Annotated in this window: 19 protein-coding genes; 10 read left to right on the forward strand and 9 right to left on the reverse strand. The window is 74.5% G+C overall.

The window, feature by feature from the left end:
• Positions 1-13: 13 nt before the first annotated feature.
• Complete coding sequence (locus AB0O09_RS23240) at positions 14-973, reverse strand: helix-turn-helix domain-containing protein (RefSeq protein ID WP_363544013.1); 960 nt, start codon at positions 971-973, stop codon at positions 14-16.
• Between the two features lie 110 nt (positions 974-1,083).
• On the opposite strand from AB0O09_RS23240, the gene AB0O09_RS23245 reads away from it, so the two are divergent.
• Entirely contained in the window at positions 1,084-1,617 is a 534-nt protein-coding gene (locus AB0O09_RS23245; protein ID WP_363544016.1) for a PaaI family thioesterase, read from the forward strand.
• A 37-nt stretch (positions 1,618-1,654) separates the two neighbouring features.
• Here AB0O09_RS23245 and AB0O09_RS23250 read toward each other — a convergent pair whose 3' ends face one another.
• Positions 1,655-2,107 carry a MarR family winged helix-turn-helix transcriptional regulator gene (locus AB0O09_RS23250; protein WP_363544017.1) on the reverse strand — a complete coding sequence of 151 codons (453 nt, stop codon included), beginning with the start codon at positions 2,105-2,107 and terminating at the stop codon, positions 1,655-1,657.
• A 163-nt stretch (positions 2,108-2,270) separates the two neighbouring features.
• On the opposite strand from AB0O09_RS23250, the gene AB0O09_RS23255 reads away from it, so the two are divergent.
• Entirely contained in the window at positions 2,271-3,251 is a 981-nt protein-coding gene (locus tag AB0O09_RS23255; protein WP_363544020.1) for a hypothetical protein, read from the forward strand.
• 17 nt (positions 3,252-3,268) lie between these two features.
• Here AB0O09_RS23255 and AB0O09_RS23260 read toward each other — a convergent pair whose 3' ends face one another.
• On the reverse strand, positions 3,269-3,709 hold the full coding sequence (locus tag AB0O09_RS23260; protein ID WP_363544023.1) for a VOC family protein: 441 nt from the start codon (positions 3,707-3,709) through the stop codon (positions 3,269-3,271).
• Positions 3,710-4,147: 438 nt separating this feature from the next.
• Between AB0O09_RS23260 and AB0O09_RS23265 the strand changes: the two genes are divergently transcribed.
• The 4 genes from AB0O09_RS23265 (at position 4,148) to AB0O09_RS23280 (ending at position 9,824) form a co-directional block, all read left to right on the forward strand.
• On the forward strand, positions 4,148-4,492 hold the full coding sequence (locus tag AB0O09_RS23265) for a hypothetical protein (protein WP_363544026.1): 345 nt from the start codon (positions 4,148-4,150) through the stop codon (positions 4,490-4,492).
• Positions 4,493-4,692: 200 nt separating this feature from the next.
• The gene (locus tag AB0O09_RS23270; RefSeq protein ID WP_363544028.1) at positions 4,693-5,820 is read left to right on the forward strand and encodes an NADH:flavin oxidoreductase; all 1,128 of its coding nucleotides are present in this window, start codon (positions 4,693-4,695) and stop codon (positions 5,818-5,820) included.
• Between the two features lie 204 nt (positions 5,821-6,024).
• Positions 6,025-7,620: a M4 family metallopeptidase gene (locus tag AB0O09_RS23275; RefSeq protein ID WP_363544030.1), complete on the forward strand. Its 1,596-nt coding sequence runs from the start codon at positions 6,025-6,027 to the stop codon at positions 7,618-7,620.
• A 767-nt stretch (positions 7,621-8,387) separates the two neighbouring features.
• Positions 8,388-9,824, forward strand: coding sequence for a family 10 glycosylhydrolase (locus AB0O09_RS23280; RefSeq protein WP_363544033.1), 1,437 nt, complete (start codon positions 8,388-8,390; stop codon positions 9,822-9,824).
• A gap of 37 nt (positions 9,825-9,861) precedes the next feature.
• Here AB0O09_RS23280 and AB0O09_RS23285 read toward each other — a convergent pair whose 3' ends face one another.
• Positions 9,862-10,884, reverse strand: coding sequence for an LLM class flavin-dependent oxidoreductase (locus AB0O09_RS23285; protein WP_363544036.1), 1,023 nt, complete (start codon positions 10,882-10,884; stop codon positions 9,862-9,864).
• Positions 10,885-11,275: 391 nt separating this feature from the next.
• Between AB0O09_RS23285 and AB0O09_RS23290 the strand changes: the two genes are divergently transcribed.
• Complete coding sequence (locus tag AB0O09_RS23290; protein WP_363544039.1) at positions 11,276-12,406, forward strand: hypothetical protein; 1,131 nt, start codon at positions 11,276-11,278, stop codon at positions 12,404-12,406.
• Between the two features lie 36 nt (positions 12,407-12,442).
• On the opposite strand, the gene AB0O09_RS23295 is transcribed toward AB0O09_RS23290, so the two are convergent.
• The 3 genes from AB0O09_RS23295 to AB0O09_RS23305 form a co-directional block, all read right to left on the reverse strand.
• The gene (locus tag AB0O09_RS23295) at positions 12,443-12,925 is read right to left on the reverse strand and encodes a hypothetical protein (RefSeq protein WP_363544041.1); all 483 of its coding nucleotides are present in this window, start codon (positions 12,923-12,925) and stop codon (positions 12,443-12,445) included.
• A 77-nt stretch (positions 12,926-13,002) separates the two neighbouring features.
• Entirely contained in the window at positions 13,003-13,188 is a 186-nt protein-coding gene (locus AB0O09_RS23300) for a hypothetical protein (RefSeq protein WP_363544043.1), read from the reverse strand.
• Positions 13,185-13,898 carry a hypothetical protein gene (locus tag AB0O09_RS23305; RefSeq protein ID WP_363544046.1) on the reverse strand — a complete coding sequence of 238 codons (714 nt, stop codon included), beginning with the start codon at positions 13,896-13,898 and terminating at the stop codon, positions 13,185-13,187. The genes AB0O09_RS23300 and AB0O09_RS23305 overlap by 4 nt, the downstream gene beginning before the upstream one ends.
• A 201-nt stretch (positions 13,899-14,099) precedes the next feature.
• Here AB0O09_RS23305 and AB0O09_RS23310 point away from each other — a divergent pair, with 201 nt between their 5' ends.
• Both AB0O09_RS23310 and AB0O09_RS23315 read left to right on the forward strand, forming a co-directional pair.
• Positions 14,100-15,053 (forward strand): aldo/keto reductase, encoded by a 954-nt coding sequence (locus AB0O09_RS23310; protein ID WP_363544048.1) that lies wholly within the window; start codon positions 14,100-14,102, stop codon positions 15,051-15,053.
• Between the two features lie 159 nt (positions 15,054-15,212).
• Positions 15,213-15,512: a hypothetical protein gene (locus AB0O09_RS23315; protein WP_363544050.1), complete on the forward strand. Its 300-nt coding sequence runs from the start codon at positions 15,213-15,215 to the stop codon at positions 15,510-15,512.
• Positions 15,513-15,534: 22 nt separating this feature from the next.
• On the opposite strand, the gene AB0O09_RS23320 is transcribed toward AB0O09_RS23315, so the two are convergent.
• Both AB0O09_RS23320 and AB0O09_RS23325 read right to left on the reverse strand, forming a co-directional pair.
• Positions 15,535-15,948: a cytidine deaminase gene (locus tag AB0O09_RS23320; protein ID WP_363544052.1), complete on the reverse strand. Its 414-nt coding sequence runs from the start codon at positions 15,946-15,948 to the stop codon at positions 15,535-15,537.
• Positions 15,949-16,034: 86 nt separating this feature from the next.
• On the reverse strand, positions 16,035-16,175 hold the full coding sequence (locus AB0O09_RS23325) for an SUKH-4 family immunity protein (protein ID WP_363544053.1): 141 nt from the start codon (positions 16,173-16,175) through the stop codon (positions 16,035-16,037).
• 218 nt (positions 16,176-16,393) lie between these two features.
• Here AB0O09_RS23325 and AB0O09_RS23330 point away from each other — a divergent pair, with 218 nt between their 5' ends.
• Positions 16,394-16,738 carry a hypothetical protein gene (locus AB0O09_RS23330; protein WP_363544055.1) on the forward strand — a complete coding sequence of 115 codons (345 nt, stop codon included), beginning with the start codon at positions 16,394-16,396 and terminating at the stop codon, positions 16,736-16,738.
• The last annotated feature ends 131 nt before the right edge of the window (positions 16,739-16,869 follow it).

Raw genomic sequence — 16,869 nt, forward strand, 5'->3', positions numbered from 1 at the left:
CGGTGGGCGCCCGTCAGACCCGCAGGCTCCGGGCTCCGACGCCGCGGCGGTCGCGCAGCAGGGCGCGCAGCGGGCCGGGCCCCTCGTAGCCGACCCGCCGGGCGACCGCCGCGAGCGGCAGGGAGGTGGTGCGCAGCAGGTGCTCGGCCTGCTCCACCCGGAGGTCCTGCACCAGCCGGATCGGCGAGCGGCCCACGGTGCGGGTCACCGTCCGCTGGAGGGTGCGTTCGCTGACGCCCAGGGCGCGGGCGGCTTCGGCGATCGAGAGCGGCTCGCCGATCCGGGCCCGGACCCACTGCTCGAAGGCCGAGACCAGCGGGTCGTGCCGGGCCAGCTCGGAGGGGATGGTGTAAACGGCCTGCGAGGCCCGGTCGTCGACCACGAGGTAGCGGCGCACCAGGTCGGCGAGTGCGGGGCTGTGCGTCCGCACGACGGCCAGCGCCAGGTCGAGGTGGCCGAAGGCGGCACCGGCCGTGGTGACTCCGTCGCTGGTGGTGACCATCCGGCTCTCGTCGACCGTCACCCTGCGGTAGCGCTCCCGGAACACCGGAGCCAGCCACCAGCTGGTCGTCGCCCGCAGGCCGTCGAGCACTCCGGACTCCGCGAGCAGGAAGGTGCCGGTGCAGGAGGTGGCGAGCGGGGTCCGCCGCTCCCTGGCCTCGGCCAGGACGCGGCGGGCGGCTCGCTGGCCGGGCGAGGCGACGAGGTCGAGGAGCGCCTCCGGCCGGCGTTCCATGAGGGCCGGCACGACGAGGATGTCGGCGTCCTCCGCCTCGGTGGCGCTCTCGGTGTCGACGCGGTGGCCGAGCCCGGTCCGCACCCGCCGCCGCACGCCGACCGTCCGGATGTCGAACCTCGGCGGTGGTGCCCCGTCGAGGTGTCCGCGCAAGGCGTTGGCGGAGTGGAGGACGTCGAGGATGCCGGAGAGCCCGGAGTCGAAGGCCCCGTCCAGGACGAGCACGGCTGCTTTCACCGGGACACCCTAACCGGCCCGGCCGGGGCGGCCAGGGAGTGCCGGATTCGGGGCGCGAGCTGCCGGTTCCGACACTCCCGGGCCGGCTCCGGCGCTCCTAGGGTCGAGCCATGACCACGTACGACATGCCCACCGCACCCAACGCACCCACCGCGGCCGACCGCGTCCGCACCCACAGCTGGCGCCCGCGCCCCGCCGCGACCCCCGAGCTCCTCGGCATGACCGGGCTGGAGATCCTCCGGGCCGCCCTCGACGGCAGGCTGCCGGCCGCCTCGATCATGAGCACCCTGGGCTTCCGGCTCACCGAGGTCGACGAGGGCCTCGCCGTGTTCGAGGGCGACCCGGGCGACCACCTGCTCAACCCGATGGGGACGGTCCACGGCGGCTTCCTGGCGACGCTGCTGGACTCGGCGCTCGGTTCGGCGGTGATGACCCGGCTGCCCGCCGGGACGGCGTACACCACCGTCCAGCTGGGCGTGCACCTGGTCCGGCCGGTGCTGCCCGACACCCCGGCGCTGCGCTGCGAGGGGCGCGCCGTCCACGTCGGACGGACCACCGCCACCGCCGAGGCGCGGGTGGTCGGCACCCACGACGGGAAGGTCTACGCCCACGGCACGACGACCTGCGCGGTTCTCCGGCCCTGAAGCCCCGCCACGGGCGCACACCCGCGGACGCCGTCCGCTACTCGGCCCAGGGCTCGAAGCCGGTGCCGAGGACGGCGTCCAGCGAGGTGCGCAGCGCGGCGGCCTCGCCCGCGCCGAAGGCCGCCTCGAACTTCGCCTGCACCTCCTGCCAGAGCGGCACCGCGGTGGCGAGCCGGGCCCGGCCGTCGTCGGTGATCGCGGCGATCCGCGCCCGGCGGTCGGTCGGCGAGGCCTCGACCGTCACCAGGCCCTCCCGCGCGAGCGGTTTGAGGTTCGAGGCCAGGGTGGTCCGGTCCATGGCGATGGTCTCGGCGAGGCCGGTGATCGTGGTCTCGCCGTGCGCGTTCAGCACCTGGAGGATGCTGAACTGGGTGGCCCGCAGGCCGGCCTCGGCGAGGGCCTTGTCGTAGGTGGCCCCGAGGTACCGCGCCGCCTTGCGGAGGGCGAGATTGTTGCACGCGGGGACGGTGTTCGCCGGCGCAGGTGTCATGGTCTCCTCCAAGCCTCCCCTCCAGGATAGGAGCATGTGCTCGCACGTACGACGGGGCCGCTTGCCGTTCCCCCAATAGGAGCATATGCTCGTATTCATCGATGGTGCACCGCCCGGCCCGCCGCCGGCACCGCGCACCGACGCCCCACCAGGAAGCCCCGCCATGGACACCGCCCCCGCGCCCGCACCCCGACGCCCCCCGCTGCGGGCCTGGCTCCAGCCCGTCGTGATCGCGCTGATCGTCGCCGCCGCCTTCATCACCTCCTACGTCGGTCTGCAGCGCGACCCCCAGCCGCACCGCGTCCCGATCGCCGTCTCCGGACCGGGCCTGCCGGACCGGGTGGGCCGGGCGCTCGGCGACGGCGTCGAGGTGCACCCCGCCGCCGCCGACGCGGCCGCGCGCCACGCGGTGGAGCACGGCGACGTGGTCGCCGCACTCTCCGCCGACGGGCCCGGCCGGCTCGCCCTGCAGACCGCGGGCGCCGCCGGGGCGTCCACCACGACCGCCGTGACGCGACTCGTGGAGGCGTACGCCCACGGTGCGGGCGACCGGGTCGACACGGTGGACGTCGTCCCGCTCGCGCACTTCGACGCCCGCGGGGTCGCCGGGTTCTACATGGCCTTCGGCGTGACGCTGGCCGGATTCGTGCTGGGCTCGAACGCGCTCGGCCTGGCCGGACAGCTCCGGCTGCGCCACCGGTACTGGCTGCTGCTCGGCACCTCCGCGGCGATCGGCACGGTCGGTGCGGTCATCGCGGGCCCGGTCCTCGGCGCGGTGCCCGCCCCCGTCCTGCCGCTGGTGTTCACGCTCTCCCTGCTGGCCGCGGCGGCGGCCTTCACCACCAAGCTGCTCGGCACCTACCTCGGCCCGGTCGGCCTCCCGGTGGCGACCCTGGTGCTGCTCACCGTCGGCAACGCCACCAGCGGGGCCACCATCGGCGCCGACCTGCTGCCCGCCGCGGCCCGCGCCGTCTCGGCACTGCTGCCGCCGGGCGCCGCCGTCCGCGCGATCAGCGACCTGAGCTACTTCGGCGGCGCCCACCTGACCGGACCGGTGGTCACGCTCGCGCTCTGGGCCGCCGTCGCCGCACTGCTGGTCGGCCTGCGCCCCCGGCTGGCCCGGCGCCGGACGGCCGCCGCCTGACCGGGGCGGCGGGCGGGTCAGCCCACCTGTTCGGCCAGTCCGACCACGATGCCCTCGGGCCCGCGGACGTAGCAGAGCCGGTGGACGTCCTCGTACTGCACGACTTCGCCGACCGGTTCGGCGCCCCGGGCGCGCAGACGGGCCACGGTGTCCTCGACGTCGTCGACGGCGAACATGATGCGGCGGATGCCGAGCGTGTTCGTCGGCGCGTCCTCGGCCGCGCCGCGGACCGCCGCCGGGGCGTGGAACTTCGCCGGCTCCACCCGGCCGTGGCCGTCCGGGGTCCGCAGCATCGCGACGTCCTGCCGCACGCCCTCCAGCCCGATGATCCGCTCGACCCGGCGCCCCTCGACCGGCCCCCGCCCCTCCAGCTCCATGCCGGGTTCGACGAAGAACGACACCACGGCGTCGAGGTCCTCGACCACGACGAGGACGTTGTCCATGCGCTGGATCGCCATTCCGGTCTCCCCGTTGTCGGTACGGCCCGGCGGGCGCAGCCGCCCGCCCCGGCACGCTACCGCCGGAGGCCGCGCGGTGCCGCGAGGAGGCCGCGGTGCGACACGCTGCGTAGCGCCGTCGGCCCGGAACGCCGGGCCGGGCCGGCCCCGCGCCGGGCGGACACCCGCGCAGGTCTGGACGGGTTCCGGCGCCCGCGGCGGGGCCGGAACCCGGATACACCGCCGAGTAGGTCTAGACAAATGCCGACACAGTGGGTCACGATGGACATCTCGGCCGCGGTGACCCACCTCCCGCGGGGCGACGCGCACCACCCCCGCGCCCCCTTCGGCAGTACACGGCCGCACCCGCCACCGCGCGGATCCGCACCGGCCCCCGGACCCTCCCGGGACACGGCGCGCAGCCCGGAGGGCGGGCAGCCCATTGCCGAAGGGACGACGATGACCCTCAGCCCCGCCCGCAGCCGTGCGGCGATCTACCTGCGCTGCTATCCGTACGACCGCTGGGAGATGCTCACCCAGCTGCACGCCCTCCAGGACCACGCCTCCTCGCTCGGTCTCGCCTGCCCGCGGGTCCTGATCGACACGGTCGGCTCGTCCTGCCTCGCCCGGGACGGCCTGCGCAGCCTGCTCGCCCTGGCCGCCGCCGGCGACGTGGACACCGTGCTCGTCCCCGGCCCGTGGGCCTTCTCCCTGGACGAGCCCACGGCCCGCTCGGTGGCCGGGTTCCTGCACAGCACCGGCGCCGAGGTCGTCGAACTCCCGCGCGGACTCTGCGCGGCCTGAGGCGCGATCCGAAGCACCACCCGGGCGCGGCCGGAGCGCGGCTCGGGCGCGGCCGCCCCGGGGCACGACCGCCGGGCCTGTGACCGGGATCACCCGGCGCCCGGCGGCCGGGAGGAATGCGCTCGCGGTGGCGTCGGTTGGCAGACACCAGTACATGCACGTACATACGTCGTCGTCCGGTGCCTGCGAGGAACTCACCCATGACCGCCACCGCATCGTCCGCCACCCGCGCGGCCGACCTGCTCTCCCGTCCCGTCGCGCTGAACGGGCTGACCGTCCCGAACCGCATCGCCATGGCCCCCATGACGCGCATGTTCTCCCCGGGCGGCGTCCCCGGTGAGGACGTCCGGTCGTACTACGCCCGGCGGGCCGCCGCCGGTGTCGGCCTGATCGTCACCGAGGGCACCTACGTCGGCCACGAGTCCGCCGGGCAGAGCGACCGCGTGCCGCGCTTCCACGGCGAGGAGCAGCTCGCCGGGTGGGCGAAGGTCGCCGAGGCCGTGCACGCCGAGGGCGGCACGATCGTGCCCCAGCTGTGGCACATCGGCATGGTCCGCAAGCAGGGCGAGCCGCCCTACGCCGACGCCCCCGCCGTCGGCCCGTCGGGCCTGCGCATCGACGGCACCGAGGGCACCGGCCGGGCGATGACGCGCACCGACCTGGACGACGTCATCGGCGCCTTCGCGGAGGCCGCCGCCGAGGCCGAGCGGATCGGCTTCGACGGCGTCGAACTGCACGGCGCCCACGGCTACCTGCTCGACCAGTTCCTGTGGGCCGGGACGAACCGCCGCACCGACGCCTACGGCGGCGACCCGGTGGCCCGGACGACGTTCGCCGCCGAGATCGTGGCCGCGGTGCGCGAGCGCGTCTCCGCGGAGTTCCCGGTGATCTTCCGCTACTCGCAGTGGAAGCAGGAGGCGTACAGCGCCCGGCTCGCCGAGAGCCCGGCCGAGCTGGAGGCGATCCTGGCGCCGCTGGCCGCCGCCGGCGTCGACGCCTTCCACGCCTCCACCCGCCGCTACTGGCTGCCGGAGTTCGAGGGCTCGGACCTCAACCTGGCGGGCTGGACGAAGAAGCTCACCGGCCGGCCCACCATCACCGTCGGCTCGGTCGGCCTGGACGGCGACTTCATCCGCGGCTTCGCCGGCGAGGGCTCGCCGGTGCAGGGCATCGACGACCTGCTGGACCGCCTGGAGCGCGACGAGTTCGACATGGTCGCCGTCGGCCGCGCCCTCCTCCAGGACCCGGACTGGGCGCTGAAGGTCCTTCAGGGCCGTCACGACGAGCTGAAGCCCTTCGACGCCGCGGCGCTGCGGACGCTGAGCTAGCTCCACCCGACACAGGGGCGCGTGGGACATCCCACGCGCCCCTTCTGCATGTCCTGACACCTGTTCATTTCGATCGGATTCGATCGGAATTCATCACATCTTCGGCTACGGAATGGTCAAGTTCCATACTGTTTCGTAGAAGTGTTTGTCTGTTCACGGCCACGCTCTCAGTCGGCACCCAGCAACTACCGACTGGAGTACAGAGTGGGCCCCACCTCCTCTTCTCGCCGGCGCACCCTCACGGCCGGCGCCCTGGCGGCAACCGCCGCACTCGTCGCCGCAGGCGTCCAGGTCTCCACCGCGTCCGCCGTCCCCGGCCGCGACACCGCGATCGCCAAGGCCAGGGCCAACGTCGCCCGCAACGCCGAGCTGTTCGGCTTCGGCGCCGGGCAGGACCTCCTGGTCAAGGACGTCCTGATCGACCCCGACGGCACCCAGCACGTCCGCTTCGACCGCACCTACCAGGGACTGCCGGTGATCGGCGGCGACCTGGTGGTGCACCAGGACGCCCGCGGCCGGCTCAAGGACTCGACCCGGGCCAAGGGCCACAGCCCCGCCGTCCGGAGCACCGTCCCGAGCGTCCCCGCACAGGCCACCGCCGCGAAGGCGCTGGCCGCCGCACCCGGCATCTCGTCCGCGACCTCCCAGCCCAGACTGGTCGTCTGGGCCGCCGACGGCACCGCCCGGCTCGCCTGGCAGACCACGGTGAGCGGCCTCGGCAAGCAGGGCCAGCCCTCCGGCCGGGTCGTCGTCACCGACGCCGTCACCGGCGCCGAGATCGAGCAGTTCGACTCCGAGCACGAGGCCTCCGGCACCGGCCGCTCGGAGTACACCGGCACCGTCACGATCGACACCACGCTGCAGTCCAACGGCCTGTACGCGCTGATCGACCCGACCCGGGGCACCATCACCAAGGACGCCCGCAACGTCTCCGCGAGCAGCCTGAACGCCGGCTCCGGCACGCTCTACACCGACGCCGACAACATCTGGGGCGACGGCCGGAAGTTCTCCACCGACCGGGCCACCGCCGCCGTCGACGCCCACGCCAACACCGCCTGGACGTACGACTACTACAAGAACACCTTCGGCCGGAACGGCATCAAGAACGACGGCAAGGGCGCCACCGTCTTCGTGCACGTCGGCACCAAGTGGGACAACGCCCAGTGGTCCGACGCCTGCTTCTGCATGATGACCGGCGACGGCGACGGCACCACCGACCCGGAGCAGGTCGACCTCGACACCATGGGCCACGAGATGACCCACGGCGTCACCAGCGCGACCGCCAACCTCCGCTACAGCGGTGAGTCCGGCGGCCTCAACGAGTCGACCAGCGACATCTTCGGCACCATGGTCGAGTGGTACGCCAACAACGGCATCGACACCCCCGACTACCTGTTCAGCGACCAGTCGACCCCGCCGTGGCTGCGTCGCTTCGACAAGCCCTCGCTGGACGGCCGTTCGGCCGACTGCTGGAGCAGGAAGGTCGGCCAGCTGGACGTGCACAACTCCTCGGGCGTGGGCAACCACTGGTTCTTCCTCGCCAGTGAGGGCAGCGGCAGCCGGACGATCAACGGCATCACCTACAACAGCCCGACCTGCAACGGCTCCACCGTCACCGGCATCGGCAACCAGAAGGTCGCCAAGATCTGGTACCGGGCGCTGACCGTCTACATGACGTCCACCACCGACTACAAGGGCGCGCGCACCGCGTCCCTGAACGCGGCCAAGGACCTGTACGGTTCCGGCAGCGCCGAGTACAACGCGGTCGCGGCGGCCTGGAGCGCGGTCAGCGTCGCCTGACCCCCGCAACTCCGGTGCGGCGGCACGGTCCTGGACCGTGCCGCCGCTTCCGCGTGCCGAACGCAGCGCCGGCCCGGCGCCGAGCAGCCGGATCCGGACATGACGGGTCAGGGCGGAAAGCGTCAGGCCGGAACGGGTACGCGGACGGTGCGGGTGCGGGCGGTGCCGGTACGGGCGGTACGGGGGTGCGGGCGGTACGGGAGTGCGGGCGGTACGGGAGTGGTGCGGATCGGACACGGTGAGCCGACCCGTTCCGTGCCCGAGCCCTCCGGCACCAGGTCGTCCCGCCGTCACCGGCCGTCCGTCTCCGGTGTGCCGGTCCCGCCCCGCCGACTTCCGGAGGCACGGCGGAGGCTCACTGCCCGGCATTCGGCGGCATCCGGTCTCCCGTTCGGGGGACGGGCCGGGACGGCCGTCGGCCCGGCGGCCCCGCGCGGGGGACGGTCCTCCCGACCGAGGAGGAGCCCCGTGCACCGCAACCGCTGCGCCCCGGCCGCCGCACCAAGGAGGCCGGTGGCCCCCGTCACCGTGTCCAGCTCCGGGGACCGTGCGACGGCGGGCCGGCCCCTGCCGCCGGTCGGCGCCCGATGACGGCCGGGCCGCGGCCTCCCCGGCGCCGTGAGGTCCTGGCCGCGCTGGCGGCGGCGGTCTGCACGGGTGCCGCCGCTCCCCCGGCGCCGGTACCGGTACCGGTACCGGTGCGCCGCGAGGAGGGTCCGCCCGGGACGCCGCCGGGGGCGGTCGCGCCGCACCCGGTGAAGCGGCAGATGCGCGGGCTGTGGATCGCCTGCCTCAACCACACCGACTGGCCGGACCGGCGGCGGCTCGGCGCCGAACAGATGCGGGCCGACTTCACGGCGCTGCTCGACTCGGCGGTGGCGACGGGCTTCAACGCGGTGTTCGTCCAGGTCCGCCCGACCGCCGACGCGCTCTGGCCGTCCCGGTTCGAGCCCTGGTCGCAGTGGCTGACGGGGACCCAGGGGCAGGATCCGGGCTGGGACCCGCTGGACTTCATGATCCGCGCCGCGCACGAGCGCGGCCTCCCCTTCCACGCCTGGTTCAACCCGTTCCGGATCGCGATCCACCCCGATCCGGCCCGGCTGGTGGCCGACCATCCGGCCCGCCGCAACCCCCGCTGGGCGGTCGCCTACGACGGCGAGCTGTACTACGACCCGGGGCTCGCCGAAGTCCGGGAGTTCGTCCTGGACGCCGTCATGGACGCCGTCACCCGGTACGAGGTCGACGGAGTGCACATCGACGACTACTTCTACCCCTACCCCGCGCCCGGCGGCCGCGGCTTCCCCGACGACGGGTCCTTCGCCGCCGAGAGCCGCGGCTTCACCGACCGGGCCGCCTGGCGGCGCGACAACATCGACCTGACCGTCCGGCAGCTGCGCGACCGGGTGCGGGCGGCCCGGCCGGACGCCGTGTACGGGATCAGCCCGTTCGGGGTCTGGCGCAACCGGTCCACCGATCCGGCCGGCTCCGCCACGACGGCGCTGCAGGCCTACGACGCGCAGTACTGCGACTCGCGCGGCTGGGTCCGCAAGGGCTGGGTCGACTACATCGCGCCCCAGCTGTACTGGCACATCGGCTTCGAGATCGCCGACTACGCCGTCCTCGCGCGCTGGTGGGCCGCGCAGGTGGCGGACACCGACACCCAGCTGTGGATCGGCCAGTCCGCGTCCCGGCCCGGAGCCCCGGGCCGGCCTGCGCCCTGGCAGGACCCGGCGGAGCTCTCCCGCCACCTCGCGCTCAACGAGGCCGTCGGATCGATCGGCGGCGACGTCTTCTTCAGCGCCCGCACCGCCCGCACCGACCGGATCGGCGCGATCCGCCGGCTCGCGGCCGACCACTGGCCCCGACCCGCCCTCGTCCCCCTGCTGCCGCGGCTCGCCGGCAGCGCACCGCCCGCGGCGCCCGCGGTGCACCCCTCGCCCGACCGGCAGGACCTGCAGATCACCCCGGCTCCGCGCACCGGCCGCCCGCACCCTTTCCTGTTCGCCGTCTACGGGTACGCCGACGACCCGGGTGCGCGGCCGCCGGCCGATCCGGCGCGACTGGTGGCCCTGCTGCCGGCCCTCACCGTCCGCCGGTACCGGCCGCCGGCCGCCGCGACCGGCCCCTGGTACGCCGTCACCTGCGTCGACCGGGCCGGGCGCGAGGGCCCGCCGTCCGCGCCCGTGCGGCTACCGACGGGCTGAGCCGCCGCCACCCGTGCGGGTCGGTCCGCGGCGGGACTCAGTCCGTGGCGGGACGCCAGCCGAGGGCCGGGCCGAGCACGGTGGCGATGTCGGTCAGGATCTGCACGTAGTCCTCGTGCCCGAAGGTGAAGGGCAGCGCGAAGGCCACCTCGTCGATCTCGCGGAAGGCCGGATGCGCGTGGAGCCGCTCCGCGATCTCCTGTGCGCTGCCGACCAGGTCGGGGGCGAAGAGCAGACGGGCCGGTCCCTGCGGGGCGGCGGTCCGCGGCAGCCGGGCGCGGGCGTACTCCCGGTACTTCGCCCGCTGCGCGGGGGTGGCGCTGTCGGTGGGTATCACCACCAGCCCCTGCGAGACCCGGGCCCGGGCGCCGTCGGGGTGGCGCTCGCGGAACGCCCGCACGTGCGAGAGCTGGACGGCACCGAAGTCCTCGCCCTCCTCTGCCTTCACCACGCTGCTGACCAGCAGGTTCATCCCGTTCTCGGCGGCCTGCCGGGCCGACCCCAGACTGCCGGCGCCGTACCACATGCGGTCGGCCAGACCGGGCGCGTACGGCTGGACCCGGTCCGAGAACGCCTCGATGCCCTCGGTGCCGCGGAAGTCACTGGCGGGCTTGCCGCCGACGAGGTCGAGCAGGCGCCGCACCCGGGCGAACCCGAAGTCCTCCGACCCGGCGGTGTCCGGGTACAGCGCCTCGCGGACCCGCTCGAAGTGCATCGGCGGGCCCACGCTGACACCCGGGTTGAGGCGACCCCCGGACAGCACGTCCACGGTCGCGAGGTCCTCCGCCAGGCGCAGCGGGTTCTCCCAGCCGAGCGGGATGACCGCGGTGCCGAGCTCGATGCGCCGCGTCCGCTGCGTGGCCGCGGCCAGCACGGCCACCGGGGAGGAGATGCCGAACTGGAGGTGCCGGTGGCGCAGCCAGGCGCTGTCGAATCCCAGCCGTTCGCCGAGTTCGACGAGTTTCAGGGTGGACTCGTGCCCGCCCGCCGGGTCGCCCTCGTCGAAGAGGCCGATGGTCAGGAAGCCGAGACTGCGCAGGGGTTGCGAGGGAAGCGGCACCGGGGTCCTCCGGGTCGGGTGCGACGCGCCGGTTCGGGCACGCCGCACGGCGGGTGGCCGTCGGCTACGACCGGCCGGCCTGATCTGAGCCTGCTCAGCCGGTCCGCGCCGCAATCCCGGCACCGCGCCGGGTCTGCCGCTGGTGGCCCGCTCGTGGCCCGCTCGTGGCCCGTCGCGCTCCGTCACGGAGGGTCCGGTCCGGCGTCATCCTGCTTGCCGGGGAAGGGCGTTGCGACCGTGTGCCGCCATGTCACCAGGGGCGTCCGCCACCCGTGTGCCGGCTCCCCCGGCAGTCGGGCCGCCGCCGTCCCGCGGGACCCGGCGAAGGCCTCGTGAACGTGTCCGCATCCCCATTGCCCGCACCGCTCGCGACCTGCAAGGATCCTCCGCCGTGAGTCTCCTGCTGCTCGTCGTCGCCGGGACGTACTTCGTCATCTGGCTCCGGGGCCCCCACCGCACGTCCAGGGCCGCCACGTGGGCCGCCACCGTCTTCGACCCCGCCGCCTACGGGCTGGTGCCGCACGCCGTGCTCGACCCGCGCCGGCCCGGCCCGCCGGCGCCTCCGGACCGCAGCGCGGCCGTCCGCTCGATCTGCGAGGCCGCCTGGACCGGCGACTGGCAGCCCGCCGCCGCGTACGTCGAGGCCGCGGGCGGGGACTGGGACGAACGCTGGTCCAGGCTGGAACTGCTCGCCGACATCGCCGAGCAGGACGACGCCTGGCTGACCGCCTGGCGGGCCGCCGACCCGGCCGGTTGCGCCGCCGCCACGCTGGAGGCCCGGTGCATGGTCGACCGGGCGTGGGCGATCCGCGGCAGCGGCTACGCGCACCAGGTACCGGCCGACCGGATGGCGAAGTTCCGGGAGCTGCTGCCCGCCGCGATCGAGGCCGCGCAGCGGGCCGCGCTGCTCGCACCGGAGGACCCCGGCCCGTGGGTGGTCATGGTGCTGGCCGCCCGCGGCGCCCAGTACACGCCGGACCGGTTCGGGCCGCTCTGGGACGGCCTGGTCGCACGCGCCCCGCACCACTACGAGGGGCACTGGCAGGCCATGCAGTACTGGTGCGCCAAGTGGTACGGCAGCAACCGCAAGATGATGGCCTTCGCCCGCCGCGCCGTGGACAAGGCGCCTGCGGGCAGCCCGCTGCCCGGCATCTACGTGCACGCGCTCTCCGAACTCGAGACCCGCAGCGGCCTCCGCGCGCTCCCCCGCACCAGGGCCGCCAGGCGGCGGCTCAAGGCCGTGGCGCAGGCCCTCGCGACCGTCCCGGCGGACGATCCGCGCCTGCCCGCCCTGCGGCACCTGCTCGCCGACCACCTGGCCAAGGCCGGCCTGCACGCTGCCGCCCTGGAGCAGTTCCGGCTGGTCGGACGCTGGTGCGGCGGCGCCCCCTGGGCGGACCGGGCCGACCCGGTGGCGGCGTTCGACCTCGCCCGCGGCATCGCGGTGCGGCTGTCGCGGACGAAGCCGCTGCCGCCCGAGGCCCGGAACCTCAAGGACACGGTCCTCCACCACCACGGCTGACGCTCGTCGCCGTTCCAACCGTCCGGGCGCCCCGGGTCAGCGGCGGGCGCTCACCAGCAGGGCCGAGCGGGGATCGGCGGCCAGGGCCTGGGATCTCCGCTGGGCTGCCTCCAAGGCCAGGGCATTGGTCGGGTCGGCTGCGACCTCGCTGCCACGAACGGTGGCGACGACCTTGCGCGGGTCGACGGTCGCGACCGCCGTGTGCGCTGCCAGGGGGACGAGCGGAGCCAAGGTGAGCATCTGGAAGTCGTCCGGCAGCGCCGAGAGCAGGAAGTCTTCGGCTCGTCGTATGTGCGCGAACCCTGCGGGCGACGGAGTGACGAACCGGTCGGTGCGGTAACGCCGCATCACCTCGGCCGGGGTGAGCCGATCGGCGCGGCGTCGGAAGACTTCCAGGAGCAGTGTGGTCAGATCCGTCCCGGTCAGCCCCTCGGCCAGCAGGTCCAGCAGTTCCGGTCCGCCTGCCTCGGCCAGAACCCGGCGCAACGCCGGACCGGCCGAGTATTCATCGCTCGTCATGGCGGGCCAGTATCGCCCGGCCTGCATCGGAGGGACCATCGATTTCCGCGCGTCATGGCAATCATGCCGCCGTTCGGTCAGGCTCCATCAGGGCTCCGCGCTCGAAGCGGGAAGCCGTCCTCGTTCCACACCGTGCGGCCGTCGTCGTCGATGACCAGGTCCGCCTCGATGTCCACGAGCAGCACCTCCACCGGGGCGGAGTTCGCGGTGAGTCCCCGACGAGCCAGATCCGGCGCGCCGAGGTTCCGGCAGGCGAACTTCACTGCTTGATCACCTCGTCCGGAGTCCGAGCCCGTCGCGTGGACGGCGCATCCCGATCGGGACGACTCCGGTCAGGGCGTCCCCGACTGCAGGAGCGCGGGGTGCTGTCCCACTGCCAGCCAGTGCGCCGTTGACGGCCCGGGAGGTCGCCGCGGCCGGTCGCCCACAGCAGGGTCGGCCAGGGGTCGGTGTCGGTCGGGGCTTCGGGGAACAGCCGGGTCAGCACGCGGGTGCAGATCTCGGCGGGGGCCTGCCAGTCGAGTCCGAGGCCGAGAGCCAGGTCCTGGGCGTGCGCGAACAGCTCGACCAGGCCCATGGCCGCGGAGCCCTCGGGGTCCGTCGTCCCGAACACGTGGAAGGCGCGGGCCTGCGGCGAGGCCGTCCGTACCATCGCCACGTGCAGCGCCCCGCAGGCCTCCAGCACCTGGAGCATGCCCTCCGGCCCACTCTCCCGCTCGGCGAAGATCACGTTGGCGGGCCTGTCCGGGGCCTCCCTGCGCCAGACGAACGGCACATGGGTGGCGGCGGGGGGCGTCTGCGGGCCGAGTTGGGCGGCGTAGGAGAAGAGGTCGTCGGCCAGGTGCTCGGCCGTCTCCCAGCAGCTCCATTCCAGGCTGCCGGCGGGCCGCCCCCAGTCCGCGCCGAGCGCCTCGGGCCGGCGCAGCAGCGCGGCGACGAGCCGCACACCCTCGGCGAGGTCCTCGGCCGTCACGGGCCCCACGGCTCCTGGCCCTTGCGCGTGATCATGGTCAGACATGCGCCCGAGCCTACGGCCCCCGCCCCGCACGGGTGACAGGTTTTCCCGGCCGCCACCGTCCCGCCCCGTGCCCCAGCCCCGTGCCCCAGCCCCGTGCACCGGCCGGTGCACCGCACCACCTGCGGAAACCCGAAGGGGAGGGCCTAGGGTGGCCGTATGACGACGACGCGCCCCGACGGGGAACGCCTGCTGTACGGCTGCATGGGCCTGGGCGGTGACTGGGACTCCGAGGGGTACGGCCCGGCGGACATCGCCGCTGCGGAGGCGGCGGTCGGGGCGGCGCTGGACGCGGGCATCACGGTGTTCGACCACGCGGACATCTACCGGCGCGGCAAGGCGGAGGCGGTCTTCGGCGAGGTGCTCTCCCGGGCGCCCGGTCTGCGGGAGCGGATCACCCTGCAGACCAAGTGCGGGATCCGCCTCGCCGAGGGCGACCGGCCCGGCATCTACGACCTGCGCGGCAGCAGCATCGTGTGGCGGGTCGAGGAGAGCCTGGCCCGGCTGCGCACGGATGTGATCGACGTCCTGCTGCTGCACCGTCCGGACCCGCTGGCCGATCCCGCGGACGTCGCCGAGGCACTGATGTCACTGCATCGGCAGGGCCTCGTCCGGGCCTTCGGCGTCTCCAACACGGGCGCCGCGCAGATCGAGGATCTTCAGGCGTACCTGGACGTGCCCCTGGTGGCGAACCAGTTGGAGATGAGCCTGGCGCAGCGGGACTGGCTGGAGGCCGGGGTGCTGGTCAACACGCCCGCGGCCGCCGGCAACGGGTTCCCGTTCGGGACGGTCGAGTACTGCCGCCGCAACGGCGTCCGGTTGCAGGCCTGGGGCGCCCTCGCGCAGGGCCGCTTCACGGGCCGCCAGCAGTCGGAGCGGGAACGGCGGACGGCACGGCTGGTCGCCGAACTCGCGGAGGCGAAGGGCACCACGCCGGAGTCGGTGGTGCTGTGGTGGCTGCAGCGGCATCCGGCGCGGATCGCCCCGGTCGTCGGCTCCGCGAACCCGGACCGCATCCGGGCCTGCCGGGATGCCGCCGTCCGCGAGCCGGAGCTCGGCCACGAGGAGTGGTACGCCCTGTGGCTGGCGGCTCGCGGCGAGCCGCTGCCCTGACCGGTCGGCCCCGCGGGCCTCGGCGGCGCCGCGCGGAGCGGCCGGGGATGGCAGCTGTCGCCCCGCTGCGGGGGTAGGTTGGGCAGCCGAAGATCACGGTGCCGTTCCGCCAGGGGCCCGCAACGGTGGGGCGGGCGGTGCCGCCACCGAGGATCGGGCATGAGCACGAGCGAGAGCCTTCCGACCGCCGAACAGCTGGCCGCCGCGCGGGCGTTCGTCGCGGCCCGGCGTCAGCGGCCCGGCCCGGCGGGGTCGTGGAGCCGGAGCGGTGATGTCGCCGCGGCGTTCGAGACGTGGTCCCGGGCGGTCGACGAGCACCTCGCCCTGACGGAGGGGGCCCTGGACCGGGGTGAGGCCGGCGAGGCCGCCCGCGCCTGGGCGGTGGTGGTCGAGGGCCTTGCCGCCTGGTCATCGCACCCGGACTTCCCGGCCTGCCTCACCGAGGCCGCCGGGCCGTGACCCGCCCGGTGTCGGGCGTGACTCACCCGCCGTCGAGCTGGTGGTCGGCCCACACGTAGGTCTCGGGCAGCAGGTCGTCGACGGGAACGGCCCGCGTCCGGTCGCCCGAGCCGACGATGACCTCGATGCCGGGGAAGTAGTCGAGCAGGACCTGGCGGCACCGGCCGCAGGGCGGCAGCACTCCCCGGTCGCGGTCGCCCACGGCGACGATCGTCTCCAGCTCGTAGGCGCCCTGGGCGGCTGCCGCGCCGATGAGGACGAGTTCGGCGCAGGGGCCGCCGGTGAAGTGATAGGCGTTCACGGCGGTGACGATGCGCCCGTCCCGGGCACGGGCCGCGGCTGCCACGGTGTGGTTGTCGCCCCGGCAGCGCGTGCGGGCGACGTGGGTCGCGGCCTCGACGAGTTCGTGGTCGACGTGGGTGGTCGGGGCGGTCATCTCTGCTGCTTCCGTCGGGGTGTCAGGCCACCTTGACCCGGCCGGACACCGGTGCGCAACCGAATACGGGCCGGGCCGCAGCGGTGTCAGCCCGTGCCGTGGCCCGGTTCCTCGGCGGCGATGTGCCAGAAGGAGTTCTCGTCGGCGACGGCCGCCGGGTCGAGGACCGCGAACTCCGCCAGCAGGGCGTCGGTGAGCGCGTCGCCGGCCGCCGTGGCGCGGTCCACGACCTCGTCTCTCCCCGGACGACGCCTGACAGCCGTTCGGTCACACACGTCCCTGTGCCCGGCGGTGCCGCCACACCCCCCTACCGGCGGGTATGGCTCCGGTCGGACGGCGGGGGCAGACTCGTCCCGGAGTACGAGGTGAGGCGGACCGGACAGTTGCCAGGCTTGTCCATGTGCATTCGCACACCGATCACTTCCCTTTCTTCTCAAGGACTTTGATGAACCGTCCGCACAAGATCAGCCGTCTCGCCGCTTCGATCGCCGGTGCGGTGGCCGTCGGCGCCACCCTCCTCGCCGCCCCCGTGGCCTCGGCCGCTCCCGGCGGCCCGAGCGGCTGCACCGCCTACGTCGCCCACGAGAACGAGCACAACGCCGTCGGCTGGTGCACCCGGGGCAGCGGCACCTGGTACGTCAAGGCCAAGTGCGCCGGCCCCGGCCGGGTCAACGGCCCCTACCTCGGTTCGGAGGGCAAGCGCTCGCGGGGCATGGAGCAGGCCTCGGTGCTGAGCTGCGGCAGCAACGGCTGGCCGATCGAGATGACCGTCACCCGGATCAACCCCTGACGGCGGAGACCGCCCGAACGGCGACGACCTGTGGTGGCACCGTCCGGAGTTCCGGCTCCTCGGCCGTACGGCGCTGCGACTGAACTCCTTGTGCGCCGCCGGCCCTTCGGGCTGCACGCACCACCCGGCGC

The sequence above is a fragment of the Kitasatospora sp. NPDC093679 genome, from assembly GCF_040683455.1.
In the GTDB taxonomy this organism is placed as follows: domain Bacteria; phylum Actinomycetota; class Actinomycetes; order Streptomycetales; family Streptomycetaceae; genus Kitasatospora; species Kitasatospora arboriphila.

What these genes read in the sequence shown, in the direction of transcription:
- AB0O09_RS23265 (WP_363544026.1), top strand. Translation starts at nt 4,148, where the DNA reads ATGACCCTCAGCCCCGCCCGCAGCCGTGCGGCGATCTACCTGCGCTGC.
- AB0O09_RS23245 (WP_363544016.1), top strand. Translation starts at nt 1,084, where the DNA reads ATGACCACGTACGACATGCCCACCGCACCCAACGCACCCACCGCGGCC.
- AB0O09_RS23320 (WP_363544052.1), bottom strand. Translation starts at nt 15,948, where the DNA reads ATGACCGCCCCGACCACCCACGTCGACCACGAACTCGTCGAGGCCGCG.
- AB0O09_RS23295 (WP_363544041.1), bottom strand. Translation starts at nt 12,925, where the DNA reads ATGACGAGCGATGAATACTCGGCCGGTCCGGCGTTGCGCCGGGTTCTG.
- AB0O09_RS23260 (WP_363544023.1), bottom strand. Translation starts at nt 3,709, where the DNA reads ATGGCGATCCAGCGCATGGACAACGTCCTCGTCGTGGTCGAGGACCTC.
- AB0O09_RS23270 (WP_363544028.1), top strand. Translation starts at nt 4,693, where the DNA reads ATGACCGCCACCGCATCGTCCGCCACCCGCGCGGCCGACCTGCTCTCC.
- AB0O09_RS23330 (WP_363544055.1), top strand. Translation starts at nt 16,394, where the DNA reads ATGAACCGTCCGCACAAGATCAGCCGTCTCGCCGCTTCGATCGCCGGT.
- AB0O09_RS23315 (WP_363544050.1), top strand. Translation starts at nt 15,213, where the DNA reads ATGAGCACGAGCGAGAGCCTTCCGACCGCCGAACAGCTGGCCGCCGCG.
- AB0O09_RS23250 (WP_363544017.1), bottom strand. Translation starts at nt 2,107, where the DNA reads ATGACACCTGCGCCGGCGAACACCGTCCCCGCGTGCAACAATCTCGCC.
- AB0O09_RS23280 (WP_363544033.1), top strand. Translation starts at nt 8,388, where the DNA reads ATGCGCGGGCTGTGGATCGCCTGCCTCAACCACACCGACTGGCCGGAC.
- AB0O09_RS23310 (WP_363544048.1), top strand. Translation starts at nt 14,100, where the DNA reads ATGACGACGACGCGCCCCGACGGGGAACGCCTGCTGTACGGCTGCATG.
- AB0O09_RS23255 (WP_363544020.1), top strand. Translation starts at nt 2,271, where the DNA reads ATGGACACCGCCCCCGCGCCCGCACCCCGACGCCCCCCGCTGCGGGCC.